General features: G+C 69.4%; 11 protein-coding genes and 1 tRNA gene. 3 read left to right on the forward strand and 9 right to left on the reverse strand.

The window, feature by feature from the left end; translation table 11 throughout:
• Positions 1-27 precede the first annotated feature (27 nt).
• The 3 genes from G6N68_RS26775 to G6N68_RS26785 all read right to left on the reverse strand — a co-directional run bounded on the left by G6N68_RS26775 (position 28) and on the right by G6N68_RS26785 (position 1,164).
• Positions 28-117 (reverse strand) — tRNA-Ser (locus G6N68_RS26775).
• Between the two features lie 29 nt (positions 118-146).
• Positions 147-605, reverse strand: coding sequence for a nucleoside deaminase (locus tag G6N68_RS26780; protein ID WP_163719968.1), 459 nt, complete (start codon positions 603-605; stop codon positions 147-149).
• A 37-nt stretch (positions 606-642) separates the two neighbouring features.
• On the reverse strand, positions 643-1,164 hold the full coding sequence (locus G6N68_RS26785; RefSeq protein WP_163719207.1) for a tRNA adenosine deaminase-associated protein: 522 nt from the start codon (positions 1,162-1,164) through the stop codon (positions 643-645).
• 119 nt (positions 1,165-1,283) lie between these two features.
• Between G6N68_RS26785 and G6N68_RS26790 the strand changes: the two genes are divergently transcribed.
• Positions 1,284-2,228, forward strand: coding sequence for a prephenate dehydrogenase (locus G6N68_RS26790; protein WP_240356012.1), 945 nt, complete (start codon positions 1,284-1,286; stop codon positions 2,226-2,228).
• Here G6N68_RS26790 and G6N68_RS26795 read toward each other — a convergent pair.
• Genes G6N68_RS26795 through G6N68_RS26815 form a run of 5 tightly spaced genes read right to left on the reverse strand, consistent with a single transcriptional unit; the run spans position 2,191 to position 6,285 of the window.
• On the reverse strand, positions 2,191-2,745 hold the full coding sequence (locus G6N68_RS26795; protein WP_276068323.1) for a putative glycolipid-binding domain-containing protein: 555 nt from the start codon (positions 2,743-2,745) through the stop codon (positions 2,191-2,193). The genes G6N68_RS26790 and G6N68_RS26795 overlap by 38 nt on opposite strands.
• 49 nt (positions 2,746-2,794) lie before the next feature.
• Complete coding sequence (locus tag G6N68_RS26800) at positions 2,795-3,541, reverse strand: ABC transporter permease (RefSeq protein WP_163719210.1); 747 nt, start codon at positions 3,539-3,541, stop codon at positions 2,795-2,797.
• Positions 3,538-4,215 (reverse strand): ABC transporter permease, encoded by a 678-nt coding sequence (locus tag G6N68_RS26805; protein ID WP_163719211.1) that lies wholly within the window; start codon positions 4,213-4,215, stop codon positions 3,538-3,540. Before G6N68_RS26805 ends, G6N68_RS26800 begins: the two co-directional genes overlap by 4 nt.
• Entirely contained in the window at positions 4,203-5,336 is a 1,134-nt protein-coding gene (locus G6N68_RS26810; RefSeq protein ID WP_163719970.1) for an ABC transporter ATP-binding protein, read from the reverse strand. The genes G6N68_RS26805 and G6N68_RS26810 overlap by 13 nt, the downstream gene beginning before the upstream one ends.
• 1 nt (position 5,337) lies before the next feature.
• Positions 5,338-6,285, reverse strand: coding sequence for an ABC transporter substrate-binding protein (locus G6N68_RS26815; RefSeq protein WP_163719212.1), 948 nt, complete (start codon positions 6,283-6,285; stop codon positions 5,338-5,340).
• 107 nt (positions 6,286-6,392) lie between these two features.
• Between G6N68_RS26815 and G6N68_RS26820 the strand changes: the two genes are divergently transcribed.
• Positions 6,393-6,794 carry a lipopolysaccharide assembly protein LapA domain-containing protein gene (locus G6N68_RS26820; RefSeq protein WP_163719213.1) on the forward strand — a complete coding sequence of 134 codons (402 nt, stop codon included), beginning with the start codon at positions 6,393-6,395 and terminating at the stop codon, positions 6,792-6,794.
• 33 nt (positions 6,795-6,827) lie between these two features.
• On the opposite strand, the gene G6N68_RS26825 is transcribed toward G6N68_RS26820, so the two are convergent.
• Positions 6,828-13,508 (reverse strand): PPE family protein, encoded by a 6,681-nt coding sequence (locus G6N68_RS26825; protein ID WP_163719214.1) that lies wholly within the window; start codon positions 13,506-13,508, stop codon positions 6,828-6,830.
• A gap of 639 nt (positions 13,509-14,147) precedes the next feature.
• Between G6N68_RS26825 and G6N68_RS31685 the strand changes: the two genes are divergently transcribed.
• The gene (locus G6N68_RS31685) at positions 14,148-22,745 is read left to right on the forward strand and encodes a PE family protein (RefSeq protein WP_163719215.1); all 8,598 of its coding nucleotides are present in this window, start codon (positions 14,148-14,150) and stop codon (positions 22,743-22,745) included.
• The last annotated feature ends 14 nt before the right edge of the window (positions 22,746-22,759 follow it).

The following is a 22,759-nucleotide window of genomic DNA, read 5'->3' on the forward strand; positions in this document are numbered from 1 at the left end:
CCCTTCAAATAAGTACTTGGAGGGCTTTGGCGGTGGCGGAGGGATTTGAACCCTCGGACGGTTTTAGCCGTCACACGCTTTCGAGGCGTGCTCCTTAGGCCGCTCGGACACGCCACCGCCAGGCAGCTTACCGAATCGGACGCCCATCACCCCAATCGCTGGCGCGCGAAGAACGCTTCCAGCGGGGCGGCGCACTCCTGAGCCAGGATTCCGCCCCGAACCTCGGGACGGTGGTTGAGCCGACGATCGCGCACGACGTCCCACAATGAGCCCACCGCCCCGGTCTTGGGCTCCCAGGTCCCGAACACCAGTCGCGCGACCCTGGCCAGCACCAGCGCCCCAGCGCACATGGTGCACGGTTCGACCGTGACCGCCAGCGTCGCGCCCTCCAACCGCCATCCGTCGCCGAGCACCTGAGCTGCGGCCCGCAGTGCCAGGATCTCGGCGTGCGCGGTTGGGTCCCCCAGAGCCTCGCGGGCGTTCACGGCCCGGGCGAGCTCGTTGCCGTCGGCGTCGACGACGACGGCTCCGATGGGCACGTCCCGCGGTCCCGCCGTCGCGGCGACGTCCAGCGCGGCACGGATCAGATCTTCGTCGCGGATCACCACGGCCGGACGGCGACTACAAACGGCCCGACGGCGCTCACCGACCCAGGCGGTCGATCACCGCCGACAGCTGCTCGGCAAACCCCATCTCCCTTGCGATGCGGCCCAGTTGCTCGTCGGCGTACAGGTCGGTCTCATCGAGGATGAGCCCCAGCACCGCATCGGACAGTCCGATATCGGACAACAACCCCAGGTCACCTTCCTCAAACGGGTCGGCATCCTCGAGGTCTTCGGGATCGATCTCGGCGTCCAGGCTGTCCAAGACCTCGGCGGCAATGTCGTAATCCAGCGCCGCGGTCGCGTCCGACAACAGCAGCCGAGTGCCCGCCGGCGCAGGCCGCACAATCACGAAAAACTCGTCATCGACGTCGAGAAGCCCGAAGACGGCGCCTGCGCTGCGCAGCTCGCGCAATTCCGTCTCGGCGGCCTTCAAACTGGTCAACGCCTTGGGACTCAAGGGCGAACAGCGCCATTGGCCCTCCTCGCGCACGACCGCTACACCGAAGCCGTCCGGCGTATCCCCGGACGGGGATGGAGCGGAGGCCCGTTGTGCTCCCATGGGCGCCTACGGTAGTCCCTGACCAGGCCCCCTGACCAGATGAGTCGAGACGAGGCAACGCGCGCGCCGCCGAACTGTGCCAACCTAGGTCCGTGACTAATAGTGTCGCGCGGCCTCCGGTGTGCGTGCTCGGCCTCGGATTGATCGGCGGTTCCATCCTGCGGGCCGCGGCCGGGGCGGGACGCGAGGTCTTCGGATACAACCGCTCCGTCGAGGGGGCACAGGGCGCCACGTCCGCGGGCTACGACGCCAGCACCGACCTGACCGCGACATTGGCCCGCGCGGCCGAGACCCAGGCGCTGATCGTGCTCGCCGTCCCGATGCCGGCCCTGCCGAACATGCTCGCCCACATCCGCGAATCGGCGCCCGACTGCCCGCTGACCGATGTCACCAGCGTCAAGCTCGCCGTTCTCGACGAGGTTGTCGCCGCCGGTCTACAGGCTCGATTCGTCGGCGGCCACCCGATGACGGGCACGGCCCACTCGGGCTGGGCAGCCGGTCATGGCGGGTTGTTCAACCGTGCCCCCTGGGTGATCAGCGTGGACGACCACGTCGACCCGGACGTGTGGGTGATGGTGATGACGCTGGCGCTGGACTGCGGCGCCGTGGTGGTGCCCGCCAAATCCGACGAACACGACGCCGCCGCGGCCGCAATCTCCCACCTGCCGCACCTGCTCGCCGAGGCGCTCGCCGTCACCGCCGCCGAGGTGCCCCTCGCGTTCGCGTTGGCCGCCGGATCGTTCCGCGACGCCACCCGGGTCGCGGGCACCGCGCCGGATCTGGTGCGCGCTATGTGCGAAAGCAACACCAGCCAGCTGGTCCCCGTCACCGACACCGTCATCGACCTGCTGACCCGGGCCCGCGAGTCGCTGGCATGCAACGGCTCGGTGGCCGATCTCGTCGACGCCGGTCACGCGGCGCGCGTTCGCTACGAGAGCTTCCCGCGTTCGGACATCATCACCGTCACCATCGGCGCCGAGCGATGGCGCGAGCAGTTGGCGGCCGCGGGTCGGGCCGGTGGGGTGATCAGATCCGCTCTGCCAAGCCTGGATACTCGGCGATAAATCCGTAAGTGTCGACGGTGACAGTGGTGTTGGCCACGGGTGAGCGCAGCTTGATTCCGTCCAGTCGCCCTTCGGTCGCGTAGCTGACGGTGTCGGCGGTGACGGTCATCGAGGGCACGTTCACGTAGACGATCGGCAGGGTCACCGACTCCGCGTGCTCGTGCAGACCGAGCCGTCGGATCGGCAGCGCGTTGAAGAACGGGCTCAACACCACGTCGAGGTCCAGCGCGCCGTTGTAACCCGCACGCCGCTCCCCCTGGTGGTCGGTGATCAGCCACATGTTCTCTTCGTCACGCGCAATGGCGAGTTGGCGCTCGCGCTCGGCCAGCGTCACCGTCAGCCCGAATCGCTTTGTGGCTCCGGACTCGTCAGTCTGCAGTTCGTAGAACGCGCCGAAGGCCGGGTTGGTGTCCGTGGCGGCTGCCACGATGCGGCCATTTGCCTTAATCCGCTTGCCGGACAACTGGACTCGCACGGACTCCATGCGCGTACAGTCCTGTGCGCGCCAGGTCAACATCGCCGGGATTACGCGCGGCGTTGGTTCAGGAGAGGCTGCGTTCACGTATCTACCGTAGGACGTATCTCGCTGCCGCGGCACCTTTGTCAATAACTCCGACGTCAATTTCGCGATCTGGGCGCCCGACAACCCGTCGTAGCCGGCCCGTACCGGGCACCGATGCCCACACCGCCAGCGCCAGCAGGCCGTCGAGAACGAGGGCCAACAAAGCCACCAACAGCGCTCCGACCAGCGCGATGTGGAATTCGCGCTCCTTGATTCCGTCGATCAGGTAGCGACCCAGCCCACCAAGACTCGCATAGGCGGCCACTGTCGCGGTCGCCACAATTTGCAGCGTCGCGTTACGTAGCCCACCCAGCATCAGCGGCAGCGCGTTGGGGACCTCCACCCGAAAAAGCACCCGAGACTCGCTCATACCCATCGCACGGGCGGAATCGACCACCAGCGGATCGACGCTGGCGACGCCCGCGTACGTGCCCGCCAGCAGCGCGGGGATGCCCAGCAGCATCAGCGCCACGATGGGCGGTCCCAGGCCCAGCCCGTACCACAGCACGCCCAGCAGCAGCACACCCAGCGTCGGCAGCGCGCGCAGTCCGTTGACCGCCCCGACCACCACCAGGCGGCCGCGACCGGTGTGGCCGATGACCAAACCGAGAGGAATGGCGATCACCGCCGAGGCCGCCACGGCCACCGCGGTGTATTGCAGGTGCTCGCCGATGCGAGCCGCCAGGCCGACGGGCCCGGTCCAGTTGTGGGCGGTGCAAAGGTACGACAGCGCCTGCTGGATGAAGTTCATCGCGCTCCGCCAACGACGGGGGATCTGAACGGCTGGAACCGGGTGCGACGCTCCCACGGCGTGATGAGCCAACCGGTCACGTTGATCAACGCGTCGATGACGATCGCCAGTACGAACAGCACGATGATGCCCGCGACAATCTGGTCGCTCTTGTTCGTCTGAAATCCCGCGGTGAACCAGGTGCCCAGTCCCCCGATGCCGATCACCGAACCCACCGAAACCATCGCGATATTCGTCACCACCACCACCCGCAGCCCGGCGATAAGAACCGGAATCGACAGCGGCAGTTCGACTTTCAGCATCTGACCAAGCCTCGAATAGCCGACGGCGGTGGCCGCGTCACGCACCGGTGCGGGCACCGCGTCCAGTGCTTCCAGTACCGCCCGCACCAGCAGCGCCGTGGTGTAGGCCGTCAGCGCGACGATGACGTTGGCCTCGTCGAGGATTCGGGTCTTGATGACCAATGGCAAGACCACGAACAGCGCCAGGGACGGGATGGTGAACACGACGCTGGCGGCTGCCGTCGTCAATCGGCGCAGCGTCGGCGCGCGATGTACGGCCAGACCCAACGGGATCGCAATAACCAACCCGATCAGCACGGGCACCAGCGACAGCCGTAGATGGACCACGGTCAACACCCACGCCGCATCGAGGTGCGTCATCAGGTAGTGCATGTCTCGGCCTCGCCGTCGGCCATCTTGCCTTTTTGAAATGCGGTCAGCACGTCGGTGGCCCGGATACCGCCGATCACGCGACCGTCGGTGTCCACGGCGACACCCAGCGAGGACGGCGACGACAGCGCCGCATCGAGTGCCTGGCTGAGATTTCCGTTGGGACGAAACACCGACCCGACGACGGCCACGCTGTCCGACAACGCCGCCCCGGCGCGGTGCCGGCGCAGTCCGTCCGCGTCAATCCAGCCCACCGGCTTGCCGTCGTCGTCGACCACCAGCGACCAATCCTGGTGCAGCCGCGCGCCATCACGCTCGCCACCGAGACTGCTCGCGGGGATTCGCGCCAGCTCGTGCATGGGTAGCCCCGCACCGTCAATGAGTTGCAGCCACCGATAGCCGCGACCCAAACCGATGAATTTCGAGACGAATTCATTGGCGGGCCGCGAAAGCAACTGGCTTGGCGTGTCACACTGCTGCAGGCGTCCGCCCCGTGCGAACACGGCCACCACGTCGCCGAGCTTGAACGCCTCGTCGATGTCGTGGGTGACGAACACGATGGTCTTGTGCAATTCGCTTTGCAGACGCAGGATTTCGTTCTGCAGATCGTGGCGGACTACGGGGTCGACGGCGGAGAACGGCTCGTCCATCAACAGGATCGGCGGGTCGGCGGCGAGCGCGCGGGCCACCCCGACACGTTGTTGTTCTCCCCCGGAGAGTTGCTTTGGATAGCGGCTTGCCACTTCGCGCTTCAGCCCGACACGTTCAAGCACCTCATAGGCGGCGGCACGTGCGGCGCGACGCGATTGCCCTTTGAGTACCGGCACCGTGGCAACGTTGTCGATTACCCGCTGGTGCGGCATCAGTCCGGCGCTCTGGATGACGTAGCCGATACCCAGACGCAGCCGCACCGGGTTGACGGTGGAAACGTCGGTGCCGGCTACGGTGACAACGCCCGCGCTCGGATCGACCATCCTGTTGATCATTCGTAGCGCCGTGGTTTTGCCGCACCCGGAGGGACCGACGAACACCGTCAACCTTCCGGCGGGAACCTCGAGGCTCAATGCGTCGACGGCGGTATTGCCGTCGGGATAGACCTTGCTCACCTGGTCGAAGCGGATCATCTCAGGACCGCAGCGGGTGATCGAAGCCGTTGTCACGCGCCCATTTTCGTGCCGCCTCGTCCGGGTCCACCCCAGAGTTTCCCGACACGGCGGCATTGAGTTCGGCCAGACCTTCGGTGGTCAGCTTGGCCGACACGGCGTCCAGGACGTCTTTGAGCAGGTCCGACTTCTTCTGTGAATTCACCAGCGGGACAATGTTTCCGGCCAGAAAGTTGTGCTGAGGATCGTCGAGCACCACCAACCGGTGCTGCGGTATCCCGGCGGAAGTGCTGAAGATGTTCGCCGCAGTGACCGTCCCGTCCACCAATGCCCGCACTGTCACGGCGCCGCCGCCGTCGTTGATGGTCACGAAATTCTCCGGACGAATGTTCAATCCGTACTTCTGCCGCAGACCGGGCAACCCCGACGGCCGGGTCTGGAAGGCTGACGGCGCCGCGAACCTCACCTCGTCCGAATGGGCCGCCAGGTCGGCGATCGTCTTCAGGTTCCACGCCGCCGCCGTCGCACTCGTGACGGTGACGGTGTCGGTGTCGGACGCCGGGGACGGGGTCAGGATCGACAGGTCACCGGGCAACCGCTTGTAGAGCTCCAATTCGACCGCGTCCAGCATGGTCACCGTCGACCCGGGCTCGAAGTACAGCAGCAAATTGCCGATGTACTCGGGCACCAGGTCGATGGAATGATCCTTGAGCGCCGGGATATACGTTTCCCGGCTGCCGATCCCCATCCGCCGACCGACCTCAAACCCATTGGCCTGCAACGCATGTGCATAGATTTCGGCAACGATCTGCGACTCGGGAAAGTCACCCGAACCAACCACGATGGATTTCAGATTGCCGGTGACCGACCCGAGCGGGTCGGCGCTGCCGCAACCCACGAGTAGGCACACAGTGCCCAGCAAGACGGTCGCGGCGAGCATCTTGCGACGCGCGCGTCGCAGCATCCTCATGCCGCCGACACTAGCGCCACACCGAACCGGACGTCGCCGCATAGGGCATCCGGCGGGTTCCCGCGTGGTTTGTTTCATTCCGCACCGGATGCGACGAAGATGGCACTATGACCAGCAACACACCTGGCCCGCCTGACCAACCGGCACCGGAGCCCGAACCACGGGCGGATCCGCGGACCGCCCCGCCCGCCGTACCCACGGACTCGTCGGCCAAGTTCACCCGCGCCGGTGCGCTGTGGGCGGCGTTGACCGCCGGGTTCCTCATCCTGATCCTGTTGCTGATCTTTGTCGCCCAGAACCCGACGTCACAGCAATTCCAGTTCCTTGGCCTGCACTGGAGCCTCCCGCTGGGTGTGGCAATCTTGCTGGCCGCCGTCGTCGGCGGTTTGCTGACGGTGGTAGTCGGGACCGCGAGGATTCTTCAGTTGCGGCGCGCCGCCAGGAAGAACTACGGCACGGCGCTGCGTCAGACCGGCGGCAATGCGCGCCGCCGCCCCGGCCGGCCCTGACTTTTAGGGTCCTGACGCCTACGACACGGACCGTTACGGACCTACGCCCATGTAGAGGAAGCCGGACAGCTTGCTGCCGATGTTCGCGATGCCCGAGTTGAGCGCCGGCAGAATCGGATCCAGCCCGCTCATGTTGTACCAACCGGAGATGGTGTTGCCGAGGTTCAACGCACCCGACACCAGCTGACCGAAGTTCCTGAAGCCGGACAGCCCCTCGCCCACCGAGACGTTCCAGAAGCCCGAACTGCCCGCGCCGGTGTTCCCGAAGCCCGACCCGCCACCGGCCCCGGTGTTGAAGAACCCGGACGACGGCGCCACGGTGGTGTTGCCCACGCCTGGCGCCATCGGGAAGTTGAGCGGGATGACGATCGGGCCGAGGCTGCCGGTGAGGTCCAACGGCAGAATCGGAATGACGATCTCCGGAGTGACGATCGGACCGAGCGTCCCCCCGAGGGTCAGCGGGATCCCGCCGACGGTGATCACCGGGGTGGAGATCGGACCCAGCAGGCCGCCCAGCGACACCGGCAGCGGACCGATGACGATTTCTGGGGTGGAGAGCGGACCGATGGTGGCTCCGACACCCAACGGGAACGGGTTGATGATGATCGGCTCGGTGATGATCGGGCCAATCCCGCCGCTCAGGTCCAGTCCGAACGGAAGAATCTCGATTGGCGGGGTCACGATCGGGCCGATGGAGCCCTCGAGCGCCAAGGGGAGCGCGCCGATGTTGATGGGCGGGGTGACGATCGGACCAATAGATCCGCCCAGGCCTAACGGGAGCGCGCCGATGGTGATTTCCGGGGTGACGATCGGCCCGACAGTGCCGCCCAGGGCCAAGGGGAACGGCAGAAGGCTGATGGGCGACGTGACGATCGGGCCAATAGTTCCGCTGATCCCCAACGGGAAAGCGCCAATGGTGATCGGCGGGGTGACAATCGGGCCGATCGTGCCGCCGATGCCCAACGGGAACGCCGGAATATTGATGGGCGGGGTGATGATCGGGCCGACGGCGCCGCCGAGATCCAGCGGGATGACCGGAATGTGGATCGGCGGGGTGACGACCGGGCCGACGAAGCCCACCAGGTTTAGCGGGATTGGCGGCACGTTGATCGGCTCGGTGTGAATCGGACCGATGGTGCCCTGCAGGTCGTTCAGGCCGAACGCGGGGATGGTGAACGCCTGAGTCCTGATAGGCGGGACGCTGAGGCCGAATTCTTGGATACCCGCCGGCAATAAATTGCCGAGGACGGTGAGGCTTATCGGCGATTCTTGAACAATAGAAATATTGTTCAGATTGATGGGGTCCACATAGCCCTCACCAAAATCGATGATGGGTATGCTGAACAGCCCCAAATCAATTTCTACCACGCCCAAGTTCAAGGGGAACCGGGGAATTGACCCGGCCAGTCCGATTTGGCCGATGCCACCTTGCACCAGGAGGGCGAGTCCGATCTGATCGATATTGATGGGACCCACGCTGATGTCGAAGCCGTTGATCTCGAGCGCCGGAATTTCGATGGGGCCGATGCTGGCATCGATGGGGCCGATCGTGAACGCGGGAATGTTGATCGACGGAATCGTGAAGGGAGCGAGGGCGGCGCTGAGGGTCAGCGGGAAGTCGGGAATCTTGATGGGCGCAATGGTGAACCCGCCTACGGTGCCACCCACCCCTAACGGGAACTCGGTGATATTGATCGGTGCGATGTTGATGCCGCCGACGGTGCCACCCAGTTCCAGCGGGAACGGCAGGATGTTGATTGGTGCGATAACCAGCGGGCCGACAGTTCCGTTGAGGGCCAACGGGAACGGGACGATCTCGATCGGCGGGATGCCGATGGGCCCGACGGTGCCGTTGATGCCCAGCGGGAATGCGGGAATGTGAATCGGCGCCACCACAATCGGCCCGATCCCGCCGGTGATGTCCAACGGGAACGGAAGAATTTCGATAGGCGGCACCACGATCGGGCCGATACCGCCGCCCAAACCCAATTGGAACGGCAGAATTTCGATGGGGGCGACGACCAACGGACCGATTCTGCCGAACAGGGACAGCGGCAAGGCGGGGATATTGATCGGCGGAACCACGATCGGCCCGACCGCACCGGTGAGGTCCAGCGGGAACGGCAGAATCTCGATCGGCGGCACCACGATCGGGCCGATACCACCGTCGAGCCCCAGCGGGATCGACGGAATGGTGATCGGCGGCACCACGATCGGACCGATGAGGCCGCTGAGGTCCAAGGAGATACCGGCAACGGTGATGGGCGGAACCACGATGGGGCCCAACCCGCCGCCCAATTCCAGCGGGATTGCAGGCAGGCCTGAGGTGTAATTCAGCGACAGGGTCTGGTAATCGCCCGACCAGAACATCCCGGTGCTGAAGTTGCCCTGGATGAAGGCGCCGGTGTTGACATCGCCGGTGTTGGCGATACCGGTGTTTGAGTCGCCGGTGTTGGACCAACCGGTGTTGGAGTTGCCGATGTTGAAGTCGCCGGTGTTCAGGTTGCCGACATTGAAACTGCCCGAGTTGTAGTTGCCGAAGTTGGCGAAGCCGGTGTTGGCGATACCAGAGTTCCCGATACCGGTATTTGCGGTGCCGGTGTTGCCGATGCCGGTGTTGTAATTGCCCGAGTTGCCGATGCCCCAGTTACCGGTGCCGGAGTTGAACAGGCCGACATTGCCGGTGCCGGAATTCAGGCTGCCGAATCCGAAGTTGTTGTCGCCGGTGAGTCCGAATCCCTGGTTGCCATTGCCGGTGTTGCCGAAGCCGAAGTTGTTGTCGCCGGTGTTGCCGATGCCGATGTTGTTGTTGCCGGTGTTGCCCCAGCCGATGTTGAAGTTGCCCGGCGTGAAATCGGCGCCGACATTGCCAAAACCGAAGTTGTTGCTGCCGAAGTTGCCGAAGCCGAAGTTGTTGTCGCCGACGTTGCCGAAGCCGAAGTTGCTGTCACCCAGGTTGCCAAAGCCCAGGATGTTGAAGTTGCCGAGATTTCCGCTGCCGATATTGCCGCCGCCGACGTTGCCGTTGCCGATATTGAGGCCACCCAAGTTGCCCAGGCCCAAGTTGATCCGCAGCGTCGGGTCCGCAGATCCGGTGCCCAGGTAGAGCAAGCCCGACAGTTCGCTGCCGATGTTGTTGAAGCCCGAGGTGAGCGCCGGCAGAGCGGGGCCGAGCGCGCTCATGTTGCCCCAGCCGGAGATGGTGTTGCCGAGGTTGAGCGCACCCGACACCAGCTGACCGAAGTTCCTGAAGCCGGAGAGCCCCTCGCCCACCGAGACGTTCCAGAAGCCCGAACTGCCTGCACCGGTGTTTCCGAAGCCCGAACCGCCGCCGGCCCCGGTGTTGAAGAAGCCGGACGACGGCGCCACCGTGGTGTTGCCCACGCCCGGTGCCATCGGGAAGTTGAGCGGGATGACGATCGGGCCGACACTGCCGGTGAGGTCCAACGGCAATATCGGAATGACGATCTCCGAGGTGACGATCGGACCGACCAGGCCCCCAAGGGTCAGCGGGAAGCCGCCGATGGTGATCTCCGGTGTGGATATCGGACCAACAAGGCCGTTCAGCGACAACGGGAACGGGCCAATACGGATTTCCGGGGTGCTGATCGGTCCGATGCTGCCGAGCAGGCCCAATGGGATCGGGTTAAGGGTGATCGTCGGGGTGACGATCGGGCCGATGTCGCCGCCGACCTCAATGCCGAACGGGATGATATCGATCGGCGGGGTCACGATCGGCCCGATGGTTGCGCCGACCTCTAAGGGAAGCGCGCCAATGGTGATGGGCGGAGTGACGATCGGGCCGATCGTGGCGCCTACCCCCAAGGGGAGCGCACCGATGGTGATCTCCGGGGTGACAATCGGGCCAAGCGTGCCGCCCAGACTCAACGGCAACGGAAGAATATTGATGGGCGGCGTCACAATCGGCCCGATCGTGCCGCTGATTCCCAATGGGAAGCCGCCGATGGTGATGGGGGGCGTCACAATCGGCCCGATGCTGCCGCCGATTCCTAGGTCTATCGGCGCAATACTGATGGGCGGGGTGATGATCGGGCCGATGGCGCCGCCGAGATTCAGTGGGATGACTGGAATGTGGATGGGCGGGGTGACTATGGGACCAACAGATCCCGTCAGATTCAGGGTCAACACCGGGAAATTGATCGGATCGATATGAATCGGTCCGATGCTGCCTTCAAGGTTGCTCAGGTTGAAGGCTTCAATGGTGAACGGATCGATGCTGATATTAGGAACGCCAATGGTGAACAACGGCATGTTGATAGCCTGAGTGGAGCCAGTGATACTGAGCTCCAATGGCACCATTTGGCGAATATCGATATTGCCGAGGTTGATTGGGCCGAGGTACCCATGCTCTATGTCGACGACGTAGAGTATGTCGCCCAACATGATGTCGAATCGGGGAATCTGCCCCCTCAGCCCAAGTTGGCCGATGCTGCCAACAATATTGATGTTCACACCGATCGGATTCACCACGATGGGACCGGCGGTGATGTCAAAGCCGTTGATATGAATTCCCGGGACATCGATGTCGCCGATGGTGGCATTGATGGGCCCAATGGTGAATCCCGGAATGTCGATCTGCGGAATCGTGAAGGGGCCGATGGCGCCATTGATGCTCAGCGGGATTTCCTGGATATGGATGGACGGAATGGTGAATCCGCCTACGGTGCCGCCGATACCCAAGGGGAATTCGGTGATATTGATCGGCGGGATGGTAATGCCGCCGATCGTGCCACCCAGTTCCAGCGGGAACGGCAGCAGGCTGATTGGTGCGATGACCAGCGGACCGACGGTACCGCCCAATTCCAACGGGAACGGGATGATCTCGATCGGCGCAATGCCAATGGGCCCGATATCGCCGTTGATGCCCAACGGGATTGCGGGGATGTGGATCGGCGGAACAACGATCGGTCCGACGGCGCCGGTTAGGTCCAGCGGGAACGGCAGAATCTCGATCGGCGCGATCACGATCGGGCCGACGGCGCCGCCCAACGTCAAAGGGAATGGGATGATTTCGATCGGCGGGATGCGCAGCGGACCAATGATGCCGGTCAGCGACAGCGGGAAGGTGGGAATCGTGATCGGCGAAACGACGATCGGACCGATGGCGCCGGTGAGGTCCAGCGGGAACGGCAGAATCTCGATCGGCGCGATCACGATCGGGCCGATGGCGCCGTCGATGCCCAGCGGGAATGACGGAATGGTGATCGGCTGAACAACGATCGGACCAACAATGCCGTCGAGACCCAGCGGGAATGGGGAAATGTTAATGGGCGACACGACGATTGGGCCGACGGTGCCACCGATGTTCAGCGGTACGGGGGGAATGCCTGAGGTGTAATTGAGCGCCAGGCTCTGATAGTCCGCCTGCCAGAACACCCCGGTGCTGTAGTTGCCTTGGAGGTACGCGCCAGTGTTGAGATCGCCGGTGTTGCCAATACCGGTGTTTGAGTCGCCGGTATTGGTCCAACCGGTGTTGGAGTTGCCGATGTTGAAGTCGCCGGTGTTCAGGTTGCCGACGTTGAAGCTGCCCGAGTTGTAATTGCCGTAGTTGGCGAAGCCGGTGTTGGCGATGCCGGAGTTGCCGATACCGGTATTTGCGGTACCGGTGTTGCCGATGCCGGTGTTGTTGGTGCCCGAATTGCCGATGCCCCAGTTGCCGGTGCCGGAGTTGAACAGGCCGACATTGCCGGTGCCGGAGTTGAGGCTGCCGAAGCCGAAGTTGTTGTCACCGGTGAGGCCGAAACCCTGGTTGCCATTGCCGGTGTTGCCGAAGCCGAAGTTGTTGTCGCCGGTGTTGCCGATCCCGATGTTGTTGTTGCCGGTGTTGCCCCAGCCGATGTTGAAGTTGCCCGGCGTCAAGCCGGCGCCGATGTTGCCGAAACCGAAGTTGTTGTTGCCGACGTTGCCGAAGCCGAAGTTGTTGTTGCCGACGTTTCCGAAGCCGAAGTTGCTGTCACCCAGGTTGCCGAAGCCCAGGATGTTGAAGCTACCGAAATTGCCGCTGCCGACATTGAGGCTACCGACGTTTCCATTGCCGATATTTAAGCTACCTAAGTTTCCTAATCCCAGGTTGACGGCGAGCGTTTTCGTTTCCGTCGCCGCGGCCGCTACACCACTGGCCACAGAATTGCTCAGGCTCGCGCTGATCACCTGACTTAGCAATGCCGAAGGATTTTGCAGCAGTTGCGTAAATGGTTTCAGCGCGGCGGCGGCGGTGGAAGCCTCGACGTGGTAGCCGATCATCGCGGCCACATCCTGTGCCCACATCGCCTCGTAGCTGGCCTCGGTCGCCGCGATTGCCGGCGCGTTGAATCCGAACAGGTTCGACAGCACGAGCGATACCAGCTCGGACCGGTTGGCCGCGACGGCTGCCGGATGCACGATCGCCGCCATGGTCGCTTCGAAGGCGGCCGCCAGCACCCGCGCTTGAGCGCCGGCCTCGGCCGCTTGCGTCCCCGCGGCGCTCAACCAACCCGCGTACGGAGCGGCCGCTGCTGCCATCGCCGACGAAGCGGGGCCCTGCCATGGGCCGCCCGCGAGTCCCGCCGTCACGGAACCAAATGACTCTGCGGCCGCAGCTAATTCGGCTGCTAGACCGTCCCACGCCGCGGCCGCCGCCAACATTGGCGCAGGCCCCTCACCCGCAAAGATCCGCGCCGAGTTGATCTCGGGTGGCAACACTGAAAAATTCATCGCACCCTCTCTCAGGTTGACTCGGATCAAACCCGCGGACCGTCGGCAGAGCCGAGATCCAACCAATAGTCGACAAGACTGGCCCAACGGAAGACTCAGGATACGGAGATGACGAGACGAGCTTGGGCTTCTACCAAATCGTTAGGTGATCGTTATCGAAACGTTATTTGCGAAGCCATATTCGTGTCTAACACGCAGACGATTCCGCCCTCGATGTCCAGTAAAGTTACGCGTCCAGCTGTGCAATTTTGTTTCTACCGGAAACGAAACCGTGGGGTTCACAAAATGCGTGTTGGTCCAGCCCAGCTTGAGCACCGATGGTGGCGCCGTGGTGACGTGCGGACAGCATAGTCGCTGGTCAACGGCCTAAAGCTGCGCCGCGGCGACTGCCTGGTCGGCATCGCCCAGGCCCGTCGACTACACCAGCCGGCCCGGTCTTTTCCCGATGTTCAAATATTGATCAAACCCGCAAAAAAGCCCACGCATTTGACGCGACCCGTGATGATGTCCGGATGAGATAACTATTCGATAACGGTTGCATTTCGTCTAGGTCTCGCTTCTGTGGTGTGCCACACGTGCTCAATAGCATCTAGGTCTCTCCCGACACGACGAGTCGACGACAAGAAGCGGGGTAGAGCCATGTCATTTGTGATCGCAGCTCCTGAGGCACTCGTGTCGGCAGCCTCGGATCTGACGAGCCTCGCTTCGGCTCTCACGGCGGCAAATGCGGCCGCGGTGGGACCTACGACGAGCTTGGCGGCAGCGGCTGCGGACGAGGTATCCGCAAGCATCGCAGCACTTTTCGGCGCACATGCCCAGAGCTACCAGGCCGTCAGCGCTGAGGCCGCCGCCTACCATGTCCGGTTCCTGCAGGTACTGAACGCAGGGGCGGCGTCCTACGCCACCGCCGAGGCCATCAACGTCGGTCCTCTGCAGCCCCTGCTCGACCTGATCAACGCGCCAACCCAGATCCTGTTCGGGCGCCCCCTCATCGGCAATGGTGCCGACGGCGCACCTGGTCAGAGTGGCGGACCTGGCGGTTTTCTGCTAGGCAACGGCGGCGCCGGGGGCAGCGGGGCTTCGGTCAACGCTCCTGGTGGGGCGGGTGGGGACGCGGGGTTGTTCGGCAACGGTGGAGCCGGCGGCGCCGGCGCCGCTGGACAGGTCGGTGGGAACGGCGGCCGGGGCGGCTGGATTTTGGGCAACGGCGGGGCGGGCGGCCCTGGTGGAGCGGGCGCTACAGGTGGATTGGGCGCCGGCACGGGGCTGTTCGGCTTCGGCGGAGCCGGGGGCGCGGGCGGCGCGGGCGGTGGAGTTGGCAATGCCGGCGGCAACGGTGGATTCCTGTTTGGCAATGGCGGCGCGGGCGGTAGCGGTGACGGCGGCGGCGGGACCGGCGGCAGGGCCTGGCTGTTCGGGGACGGCGGCGCCGGCGGTAACGGCGGTAACGGGCCCGGCGGCCGCGGCGGCGACGCCGGATACCTGATCGGCAGCGGCGGCAGCGGCGGCAGCGGCGACCTCGGCGGCGGCGCCGGCGCCAACGGCGGTTACCTGTTTGGCAATGGCGGCTTCGGCGGAAACGGCGGCACCAGCGGGCCCGGCGGTGCGGGCGGCAACGCAGGATTTTTGGGCGGTTTCGCCGGCAACGGCGGCAGTGCCGACGCCGGCGGCGGCGCCGGTGGCAACGCCTGGTTGCTGGGCAACGGCGGGGCCGGGGGCAACGGCGGAACGACCGGACCCGGCGCTAACGGCGGCGTCGGAGGGTTCCTGGCCGGCAACGGCGGCGCGGGCGGCAGTAGCGCCGTCGGCGGCGGCCATGGCGGCACCGCCTGGCTGATCGGCTTCGGCGGCAACGGCGGCAACGGCGGGCTCGGCGGTCCTGGCGGCAATGGCGGCAACGCCGGGCTGATCTACGGCGGCCCCGGCTTCGGCGGCACCGGCAACGGCGGCGGTCACGGCGGCAACGCCGGTTTGGTGGGCAACGGCGGACACGGCGGCAACAGCGTGGGCAGCGGCGTCGGCGGCAACGGCGGCAAGGGCGGGCTGCTGGGCGGCATCGGTGGCTGGGGTGGCAGCGGCGACGGCGGTGGCGGTCGCGGCGGCGACACCGGGCTGTTCGGCTTCGGCGGGGCCGGCGGCGACGGCGGGACCGGCGGGCCCGGCGGGCGCGGCGGCAACGGCGGCTTCGTGATCGGAAACGCCGGTAACGGCGGCAGCGCCGCCGTCGGCGGCGGGGCCGGTGGCGATGCCGGGTTGTTCGGCAACGGCGGAGCGGGCGGCAACGGCAGCGCCATCGGATCCGGCGGCGACGGCGGTACCGGCGGCTGGCTCGCCGGCCTCGGCGGCGCGGGCGGCCGCGGCAACGGCGGCGGCGCCGGCGGCCACACGTGGTTCATCGGCAACGGCGGCGCGGGCGGCACGGGAGAGGCCGGCGGGGCCGGCGGTCGTGGTGGCGACTCCGGGTTCTTCTTGGGCAGCGGCGGCAACGGCGGCAACGGTGCCGACGGCGGCGCCGGTGGCAACTCGGGCTTCCTGGGCATGGGTGGCGCCGGCGGCAACGGTGAGTTCGGCGGCAACGGTGGTCAAGGCGGCCATGCCGGGGTGATCGGCTTCGGCGGCGCCGGCGGCGCGGGCGGGTTCGGCGTCGAACCCGGCGACGCTGGCGGTCACGGCGGGGCCGGCGGCAACGGCGGACTCATCTACGGCAACGGCGGCTTCGGTGGGGTCGGCGGCAACGGCGCGGCCGGCTCGATAGGCGCCGACGCGACGGTGTCCGGCGGCGACGGCGAGGCAGGCGGGGCCGGCGGCGCCGGCGGCAACGGCGGTCGCGGCGGAGCCGCATCGCCGTGGTTCGGCACGGGCGGATCCGGTGGGGCCGGCGGCTTGGGCGGGGCCGGTGGAGCCGGTGGCGCGGGTGCGCACGGCGAAGCCGGGGTGACCGACGTCAACGGCAACGGCACTCCCGGCCAGGCCGGTGGTAGCGGCGGAGCCGGCGGAATCGGCGGGGCAGGCGGGCACGGCGGGGCGGCTGGCACCGGCGGGCAGTTCGGCGGCGCGGGCAAGGTCGGTAACGGCGGCAGCGGGGGCGCCGGTGGCGACGGCGGAACTCCCGCCGACGGCGGGGCCGGCGGTACTGGCGCTGAGGTCAATGGGGTGGCCGGGTACGGCGGGGCCGGCGGTAAGGGCGGTGACCCCGGTGCTGGTGGCGCCGGTGGAATGGGCGGCATCGCGGGTGGACCCACTGGCATTGACGGCGCCAACGGAGCCGTCGGCAACACCGTCACCAGCGGCGGTAACGGCGGCCAGGGCGGCCACGGCGCCAGCGGCGTCAGCCCCGGCGTCAGCGGTGGCGCCGGCGGCGCCGGCGGCAACGGCGGTGCGGTCGGTAACGGCGGCGCGGGCGGCAACGGCGGCAACGGCGCCGCCGGCGCGGCCGGCGCCAGCGGTGTCGACCCCGGCGAAGACGGCAAGATAGGCCAAGTCGGTGGTTCCGGTGGTGCCGGCGGGGCCGGCGGCGCGGGCGGGTCGGAGGCCGGTGACGGCGGGGCCGGCGGGCACGGCGGCACGGGAGCCGACGGCGGCGCGGGCGGGGCCGGTGCCCACGGCGAGGCGGGGATCACCGACGTCGACGGCAACGGCACCGGCGGCCAGAAGGGCGGCAACGGCGGCGACGGCGGAGCCGGGGGTCACGGCGGGGCCGGCGGCACGGGAGGTGCGTCGACCCACGGCGCGGTGGGCCTCGACGGCAACGGCGGCAACGCCGGTAACGGCGGCGCCGGTGGCGCTCCGGGCGACGGCGGTGCCGGCGGTAACGGTGCCGAGGTCGGCGGGCTGGCCGGCTTCGGCGGATTCGGCGGCAACGGTGGCAACCCGGGCAACGGCGGCGCGGCCGGGGTCGGCGGTCTCGCCGGTGGGGCCACCGGAACCGATGGCGCCAACGGAGTGGTCGGCTACACGCCTACCAGCGGCGGCAACGGTGGCCAGGGCGGCCACGGCGCGCACGCCGTCACCGCAGGTGTCAGCGGCGGGGCCGGCGGCGCCGGAGGCAATGGCGGATCGGTCGGCAACGGCGGCAATGGGGGCAACGGCGGTAACGGCGCGGTCGGCAAGGTCGGCGCCAGCGGCGTCGACCCCGGCGAAGACGGCAAGGCCGGCCAGGCCGGCGGGCACGGCGGGGCCGGCGGAGCAGGCGGAGCAGGCGGATCGAAGGCCGGTGACGGCGGCGCCGGCGGCGCCGGCGGTTTGGGCGCCGACGGTGGCGCCGGCGGTGCCGGTGCGCACGGCGCCGCAGGTGTCACCGATGTCAACGGCAACGGCACCGTCGGCCAGGCCGGCGGACAGGGCGGCGATGGTGGGGCCGGCGGCCACGGCGGTGCCGGTGGCGCCGGTGGCGACTCAACGCACGGCACGGTGGGCACGGACGGCAACGGCGGGAACGCCGGTAGCGGCGGTGCCGGCGGGGCGCCCGGCGACGGCGGGGCGGGCGGCAACGGTGCCGAGGTCCTCGGAATCGCCGGCTTCGGCGGGGCCGGTGGCAACGGCGGCAACCCGGGCAACGGCGGAGCGGCCGGGATCGGCGGCCTCGCCGGCGGGGCCAGCGGAACCGATGGCGCCAACGGGAAGGTCGGCTTCACGCCCGACAGTGGCGGCAATGGTGGCGACGGCGGCGATGGTGCGCACGGTGTCACCGCCGGTGTCAGCGGCGGCGCCGGCGGGGCGGGCGGCAACGGCGGGTCGGTGGGCAACGGCGGTGCCGGCGGGGCCGGCGGCGACGGTGCGGCGGGCGCTGCGGGTGCCGACGGCGCCGGAGGCACCGTTACCCCGTTTACCGCCGGTGGCTCGGGCGGTAACGGCGAGGCGGGTCAGGCCGGCGGTCACGGCGGTGCCGGCGGCGCCGGTGGAGCCGGTGGGTCCAAGTCCGGCAATGGCGGCGCCGGTGGGATCGGCGGTCGCGGCGGGGACGGCGGCGACGGCGGGGACGGCGGCAACGGCGGCCAGGGCAGCACCACCGGGGGCGGCATTGGCACCAACGGCGGGTCAGGCGGCCACGGCGGGGCCGGTGGAGCCGGCGGCAATGGTGGCGCCGGCGGAGCCGGTGGTGCGTCGACGAACGGCATCGTGGGCGCCGACGCCAACGGTGGCAACGCGGGTAACGGAGGTGCCGGCGGGGTCGGCGGCGACGGCGGAGCCGGGAGCAACGGACTGGCAGGTCCCACTCAAGGGTTCCACGGCGGCTGGGGCGGCGCCGGCGGCGACGCAGGTGCGGGCGGAGCGGCAGGAGTCGGCGGCCAAGCGGGCGGGACCGGTGCAAACGACGGTCTTAACGGCGCGGCCGGCAAAGCGCCCACCAGCGGCGGCAACGGCGGTGCCGGCGGCAACGGCGGTGACGCCATCGTGGCGGGAACCAACGGCGGCGATGGCGGCTTGGGTGGTGCCGGCGGATCCGTCGGCAACGGTGGAGCGGGCGGGAACGGCGGCAACGGCGCGGCCGGAACCGCCGGCATTGACGCCACCACACCCGGGGCGTCCGGTACCGCGGGCCAGGCCGGCGGTCACGGCGGCGTGGGCGGCGCGGGCGGCGCCGGCGGTAAGGACGCCGGTCATGGCGGTGCCGGCGGCAAGGGCGGCCTGGGTGGCGACGGCGGCGCCGGCGGGGCCGGGGCCAACGGCGACGCCGGCGTCACCGACGGCGCCGGTAACGGCACAGCCGGGCAGGCGGGCGGCAATGGCGGCGCGGGCGGCGCCGGCGGCAATGGTGGGGCCGGCGGGCTCGGCGGCGCCTCGGCGCACGGCCTGGTCGGCGAAGACGGCGACGGCGGCAAGGCCGGTAGCGGCGGCGCCGGTGGCGCGGCCGGCGACGGCGGTGCCGGTGGCAATGGCGCGGTGGTCGGCGGCGTGGCGGGCAACGGCGGTGCCGGCGGCAACGGCGGCGACGTGGGCGATGGCGGTGCGGCCGGAACCGGCGGGCTCGCAGGTGGTCCCAGCGGAGCCGCGGGCGCCGACGGGAAGGCCGGCTTCACGCCCACCAGCGGCGGCGACGGCGGCATCGGCGGCGACGGGGCCAGCGGCGACAGCTTCGGCGCAAGCGGCGGTAACGGCGGGGCCGGCGGCAATGGCGGCAACGTCGGCAACGGCGGCGCCGGCGGGTCCGGTGGCAACGGGTTCATCGGAAAGGCCGGCATCGACGCGACGAACCCCGGCGATAGCGGTACAGCCGGCCAGACCGGCGGCAATGGCGGGGCCGGTGGCGCCGGCGGCGCCGGCGGATCGAAGGCCGGCGACGGCGGAGCCGGCGGCCAGGGCGGCAAGGGCGCCGACGGTGGCGCCGGCGGGGCGGGCGCCAACGGAAACGCGGGCGTGACCGACGGCAACGGCAACGGAACCGCCGGCCAGGCCGGCGGCCACGGCGGGGCCGGCGGGGCTGCCGGCAACGGCGGTCAGGGTGGTGCCGGCGGCACGTCAACACATGGCGCTGCGGGCAAGGACGGCAACGGTGGTCAGGCAGGCAACGGTGGCGCCGGCGGGGTAGCCGGCGACGGTGGCGCCGGTGGCAACGGCGCGGTGGTCGCCGGTGTTGCCGGCAGCGGCGGGGCCGGAGGGATCGGCGGCGACCCCGGCGCCGGCGGTGCGGCCGGCAAGGGTGGGCTCGCCGGCGGAGCCAGCGGGTCGGACGGCGCCAACGGCAAGGCCGGCAACACTCCTGTCATCGGTGGCGACGGCGGTAGAGGCGGCGACGGTGCGGACGCCACGACGCCCGGCGGCAGTGGCGGCAACGGCGGTGCCGGCGGCAACGCCGGGGCCGTCGGCAACGGCGGCGCTGGCGGTCGCGGCGGCCACGGCGCCGCGGGCGCGGCCGGCGCGGATGGCGTCGACCCGGGCGAAAACGGCGGAGCCGGCATGGCCGGAGGTCACGGCGGCACCGGCGGCGCCGGTGGAGCGGGCGGTAGCACTTCCGGCAATGGTGGCGCCGGCGGCGCCGGCGGCCATGGCGCCAACGGCGGCAAGGGCGGTGACGGCGTCAACGGCGCCGACGGCGTGGTCACCGGCATCAACGTCGGGGACGGCGGCCAGGGCGGTCACGGCGGAGCTGGCGGGGCCGGCGGCAACGGCGGCAACGGCGGTGCCGGCGGCACAGCGACCAACGGCACCGTGGGCCTCGCGGGTAACGGCGGCTTCGCCGGTAGCGGCGGTAACGGCGGCAAAGCGGGCAACGGCGGCCACGGCGCCGACGGCGTTATCACCCACACCCCGTCGAACGGCCAAGGCGGCGGCGGCAACGGCGGCAAGGGCGGCGACGTCGGCATCGGCGGGGCGGCGGGGATCGCCGGCCTGGCTGGTGGACCCGGCGGGCTCAACGGGCTCAACGGAGCGGACGGCGCGACCCCCATTACCGGTGGCAATGGCGGCAACGGCGGCAACGGCGCCAACGGCGTCTTCGCCATCCAGTCGCAAGGCGGCAACGGCGGCAAGGGCGGCGACGGAGGTCTGGTCGGCAACGGCGGCAACGGCGGCAACGGTGGCCGCGGCGGAGACGGCCCGGACGGCACCGACGGCACCGCAGGCACTGCGGTCTTGCCCGGCGGCAACGGCACCGTCGGCCAGAACGCCGGCAACGGCGGCGCCGGTGGCGCTGGCGGCGCCGCCGGATCCCTCGCCGGCGACGGCGGCAACGGTGGGCGCGGCGGGGCCGGAGGTGACGGCGGCGACGGCGGCGACGGCGGCAAGGGCGGCGACGGGATCGACGGCGGCCTCGGCGCGGGAGATGGCTCGCACGGCACCAACGGCGGCAGTGGCGCCAACGGCGGCAAGGGCGGCAACGGCGGGGCTGGCGGCGCCGGCGGCGCCTCGACGTTCGGCAAGGTGGGCTTTGACGGCAACGGCGGCGCCGCTGGCAACGGCGGTGACGGCGGCAAGGGTGGCAACGGCGGCAACGGCGGCGACGGCCTGGTGGTCGGCGTCAACCCCGCCGGTGACGGCGGCAATGGCGGCAACGGCGGGGACCGCGGCGTCGGCGGCGCCGCCGGTACGGCCGGGGCGGCCGGCGGACCGAGCGGCCTAGCCGGTATCAGCGGATCGGATGGCAAGACCCCCACCAGTGGCGGCAACGGCGGCAACGGTGGAGACGGCGCCAACGCCACCGCACCCGGCGGCGACGGCGGGGCCGGGGGCGCAGGCGGGAACGGCGGCAACGTCGGCAACGGCGGGGCCGGCGGCAAGGGCGGAGCCGGCTCCTTGGGTGCCGCCGGTGTCAATCCCGGCCCGAACCAGACCCAACCCCCAGCGGCCCCCGGCGCCTACGGTGGCGACAACGTCATGCCTGGTTTTGGCGGCAACGGCGGCACCGGCAGCAACGGTCAACCCTCCCAGCCTGGCGGCACCGGCGGCCAGGGCGGCCTCGGCAACACCACTAACGAGAACGCCCCGGCGTTCGGCGGTGACGGCGGCGACGGCGGCACGGGCGGCACCGGCGCGGTCGGTGGTGACGGCGGCCTCGGCGGTGCGGCTCACGTGGACAACAGCAACAGTGCGGCCACCGGCGGCGACGGCGGCGACGGCGGTCAAGGCGGGGCCGGGGCCGCTGGCGGCAACGGCGGCAACGGCGGTTCCGCCAACAGCCTTGGTCCAGTCACGGGCAGCCCGCTGAGGGGTGGCGACGGTGGTAAGGGCGGCACCGGCGGCATCGGCGGCAAGGGTGGCGACGGCGGCGACGGCGGCTGGGCGAACGGTCATGCGGTCTCCGGCACGGCGGTGGGCGGCAATGGCGGCGACGGCGGCACCGGTGGGATCGGCGCGACCGGCGGCACCGGTGGCAGCGGCGGCGCCGGCGGCGCGGGCGGCGCCGGCGGTTCGATTTCGGGCGACGGCGGAGCCGGCGGCATGGGCGGCGCCGGCGGCAAGGGCGGAGTCGGCGCTACGGGCGGCGACGGCGGCGACGGTGGCGCCGCCGGGGTCGGATACGACGCGACGGTGAACCAGAACGGCCTAGGCGGCGCTGGGGGCACGGGTGGCCAGGGCGGCACCGGCGGTACCGGCGGCGACGGCGGCAACGGCGGGGCGGCCGGCGTTGCTCTGGGTTCGGGTACCGATGGCACCGCCGGTGCGGGCGGCGCTGCCGGCGGCGGCGGCAGCGGCGGCCAGGGCGGCCAGGGCGGTTCCGGAGCCGACGGTGCACCCGACGGCGCCACGGGCAGCCTCGGCGCCACCGGCGGCAAGGGCACGGCCGGCCTGCCGGGCTGAAGCGGCCGGCCCGG

This window comes from Mycobacterium bourgelatii (genome assembly GCF_010723575.1).
In the GTDB taxonomy this organism is placed as follows: domain Bacteria; phylum Actinomycetota; class Actinomycetes; order Mycobacteriales; family Mycobacteriaceae; genus Mycobacterium; species Mycobacterium bourgelatii.

Bases quoted from the DNA above. Each gene is read 5' to 3' on its own strand.
- G6N68_RS31685 (WP_163719215.1), top strand. From the start codon at position 14,148: ATGTCATTTGTGATCGCAGCTCCTGAGGCACTCGTGTCGGCAGCCTCG.
- G6N68_RS26800 (WP_163719210.1), bottom strand. From the start codon at position 3,541: ATGAACTTCATCCAGCAGGCGCTGTCGTACCTTTGCACCGCCCACAAC.
- G6N68_RS26825 (WP_163719214.1), bottom strand. From the start codon at position 13,508: ATGAATTTTTCAGTGTTGCCACCCGAGATCAACTCGGCGCGGATCTTT.
- G6N68_RS26815 (WP_163719212.1), bottom strand. From the start codon at position 6,285: ATGAGGATGCTGCGACGCGCGCGTCGCAAGATGCTCGCCGCGACCGTC.
- G6N68_RS26820 (WP_163719213.1), top strand. From the start codon at position 6,393: ATGACCAGCAACACACCTGGCCCGCCTGACCAACCGGCACCGGAGCCC.
- G6N68_RS26810 (WP_163719970.1), bottom strand. From the start codon at position 5,336: ATGATCCGCTTCGACCAGGTGAGCAAGGTCTATCCCGACGGCAATACC.
- G6N68_RS26785 (WP_163719207.1), bottom strand. From the start codon at position 1,164: ATGGGAGCACAACGGGCCTCCGCTCCATCCCCGTCCGGGGATACGCCG.
- G6N68_RS26805 (WP_163719211.1), bottom strand. From the start codon at position 4,215: ATGCACTACCTGATGACGCACCTCGATGCGGCGTGGGTGTTGACCGTG.
- G6N68_RS26795 (WP_276068323.1), bottom strand. From the start codon at position 2,745: ATGTTGACCTGGCGCGCACAGGACTGTACGCGCATGGAGTCCGTGCGA.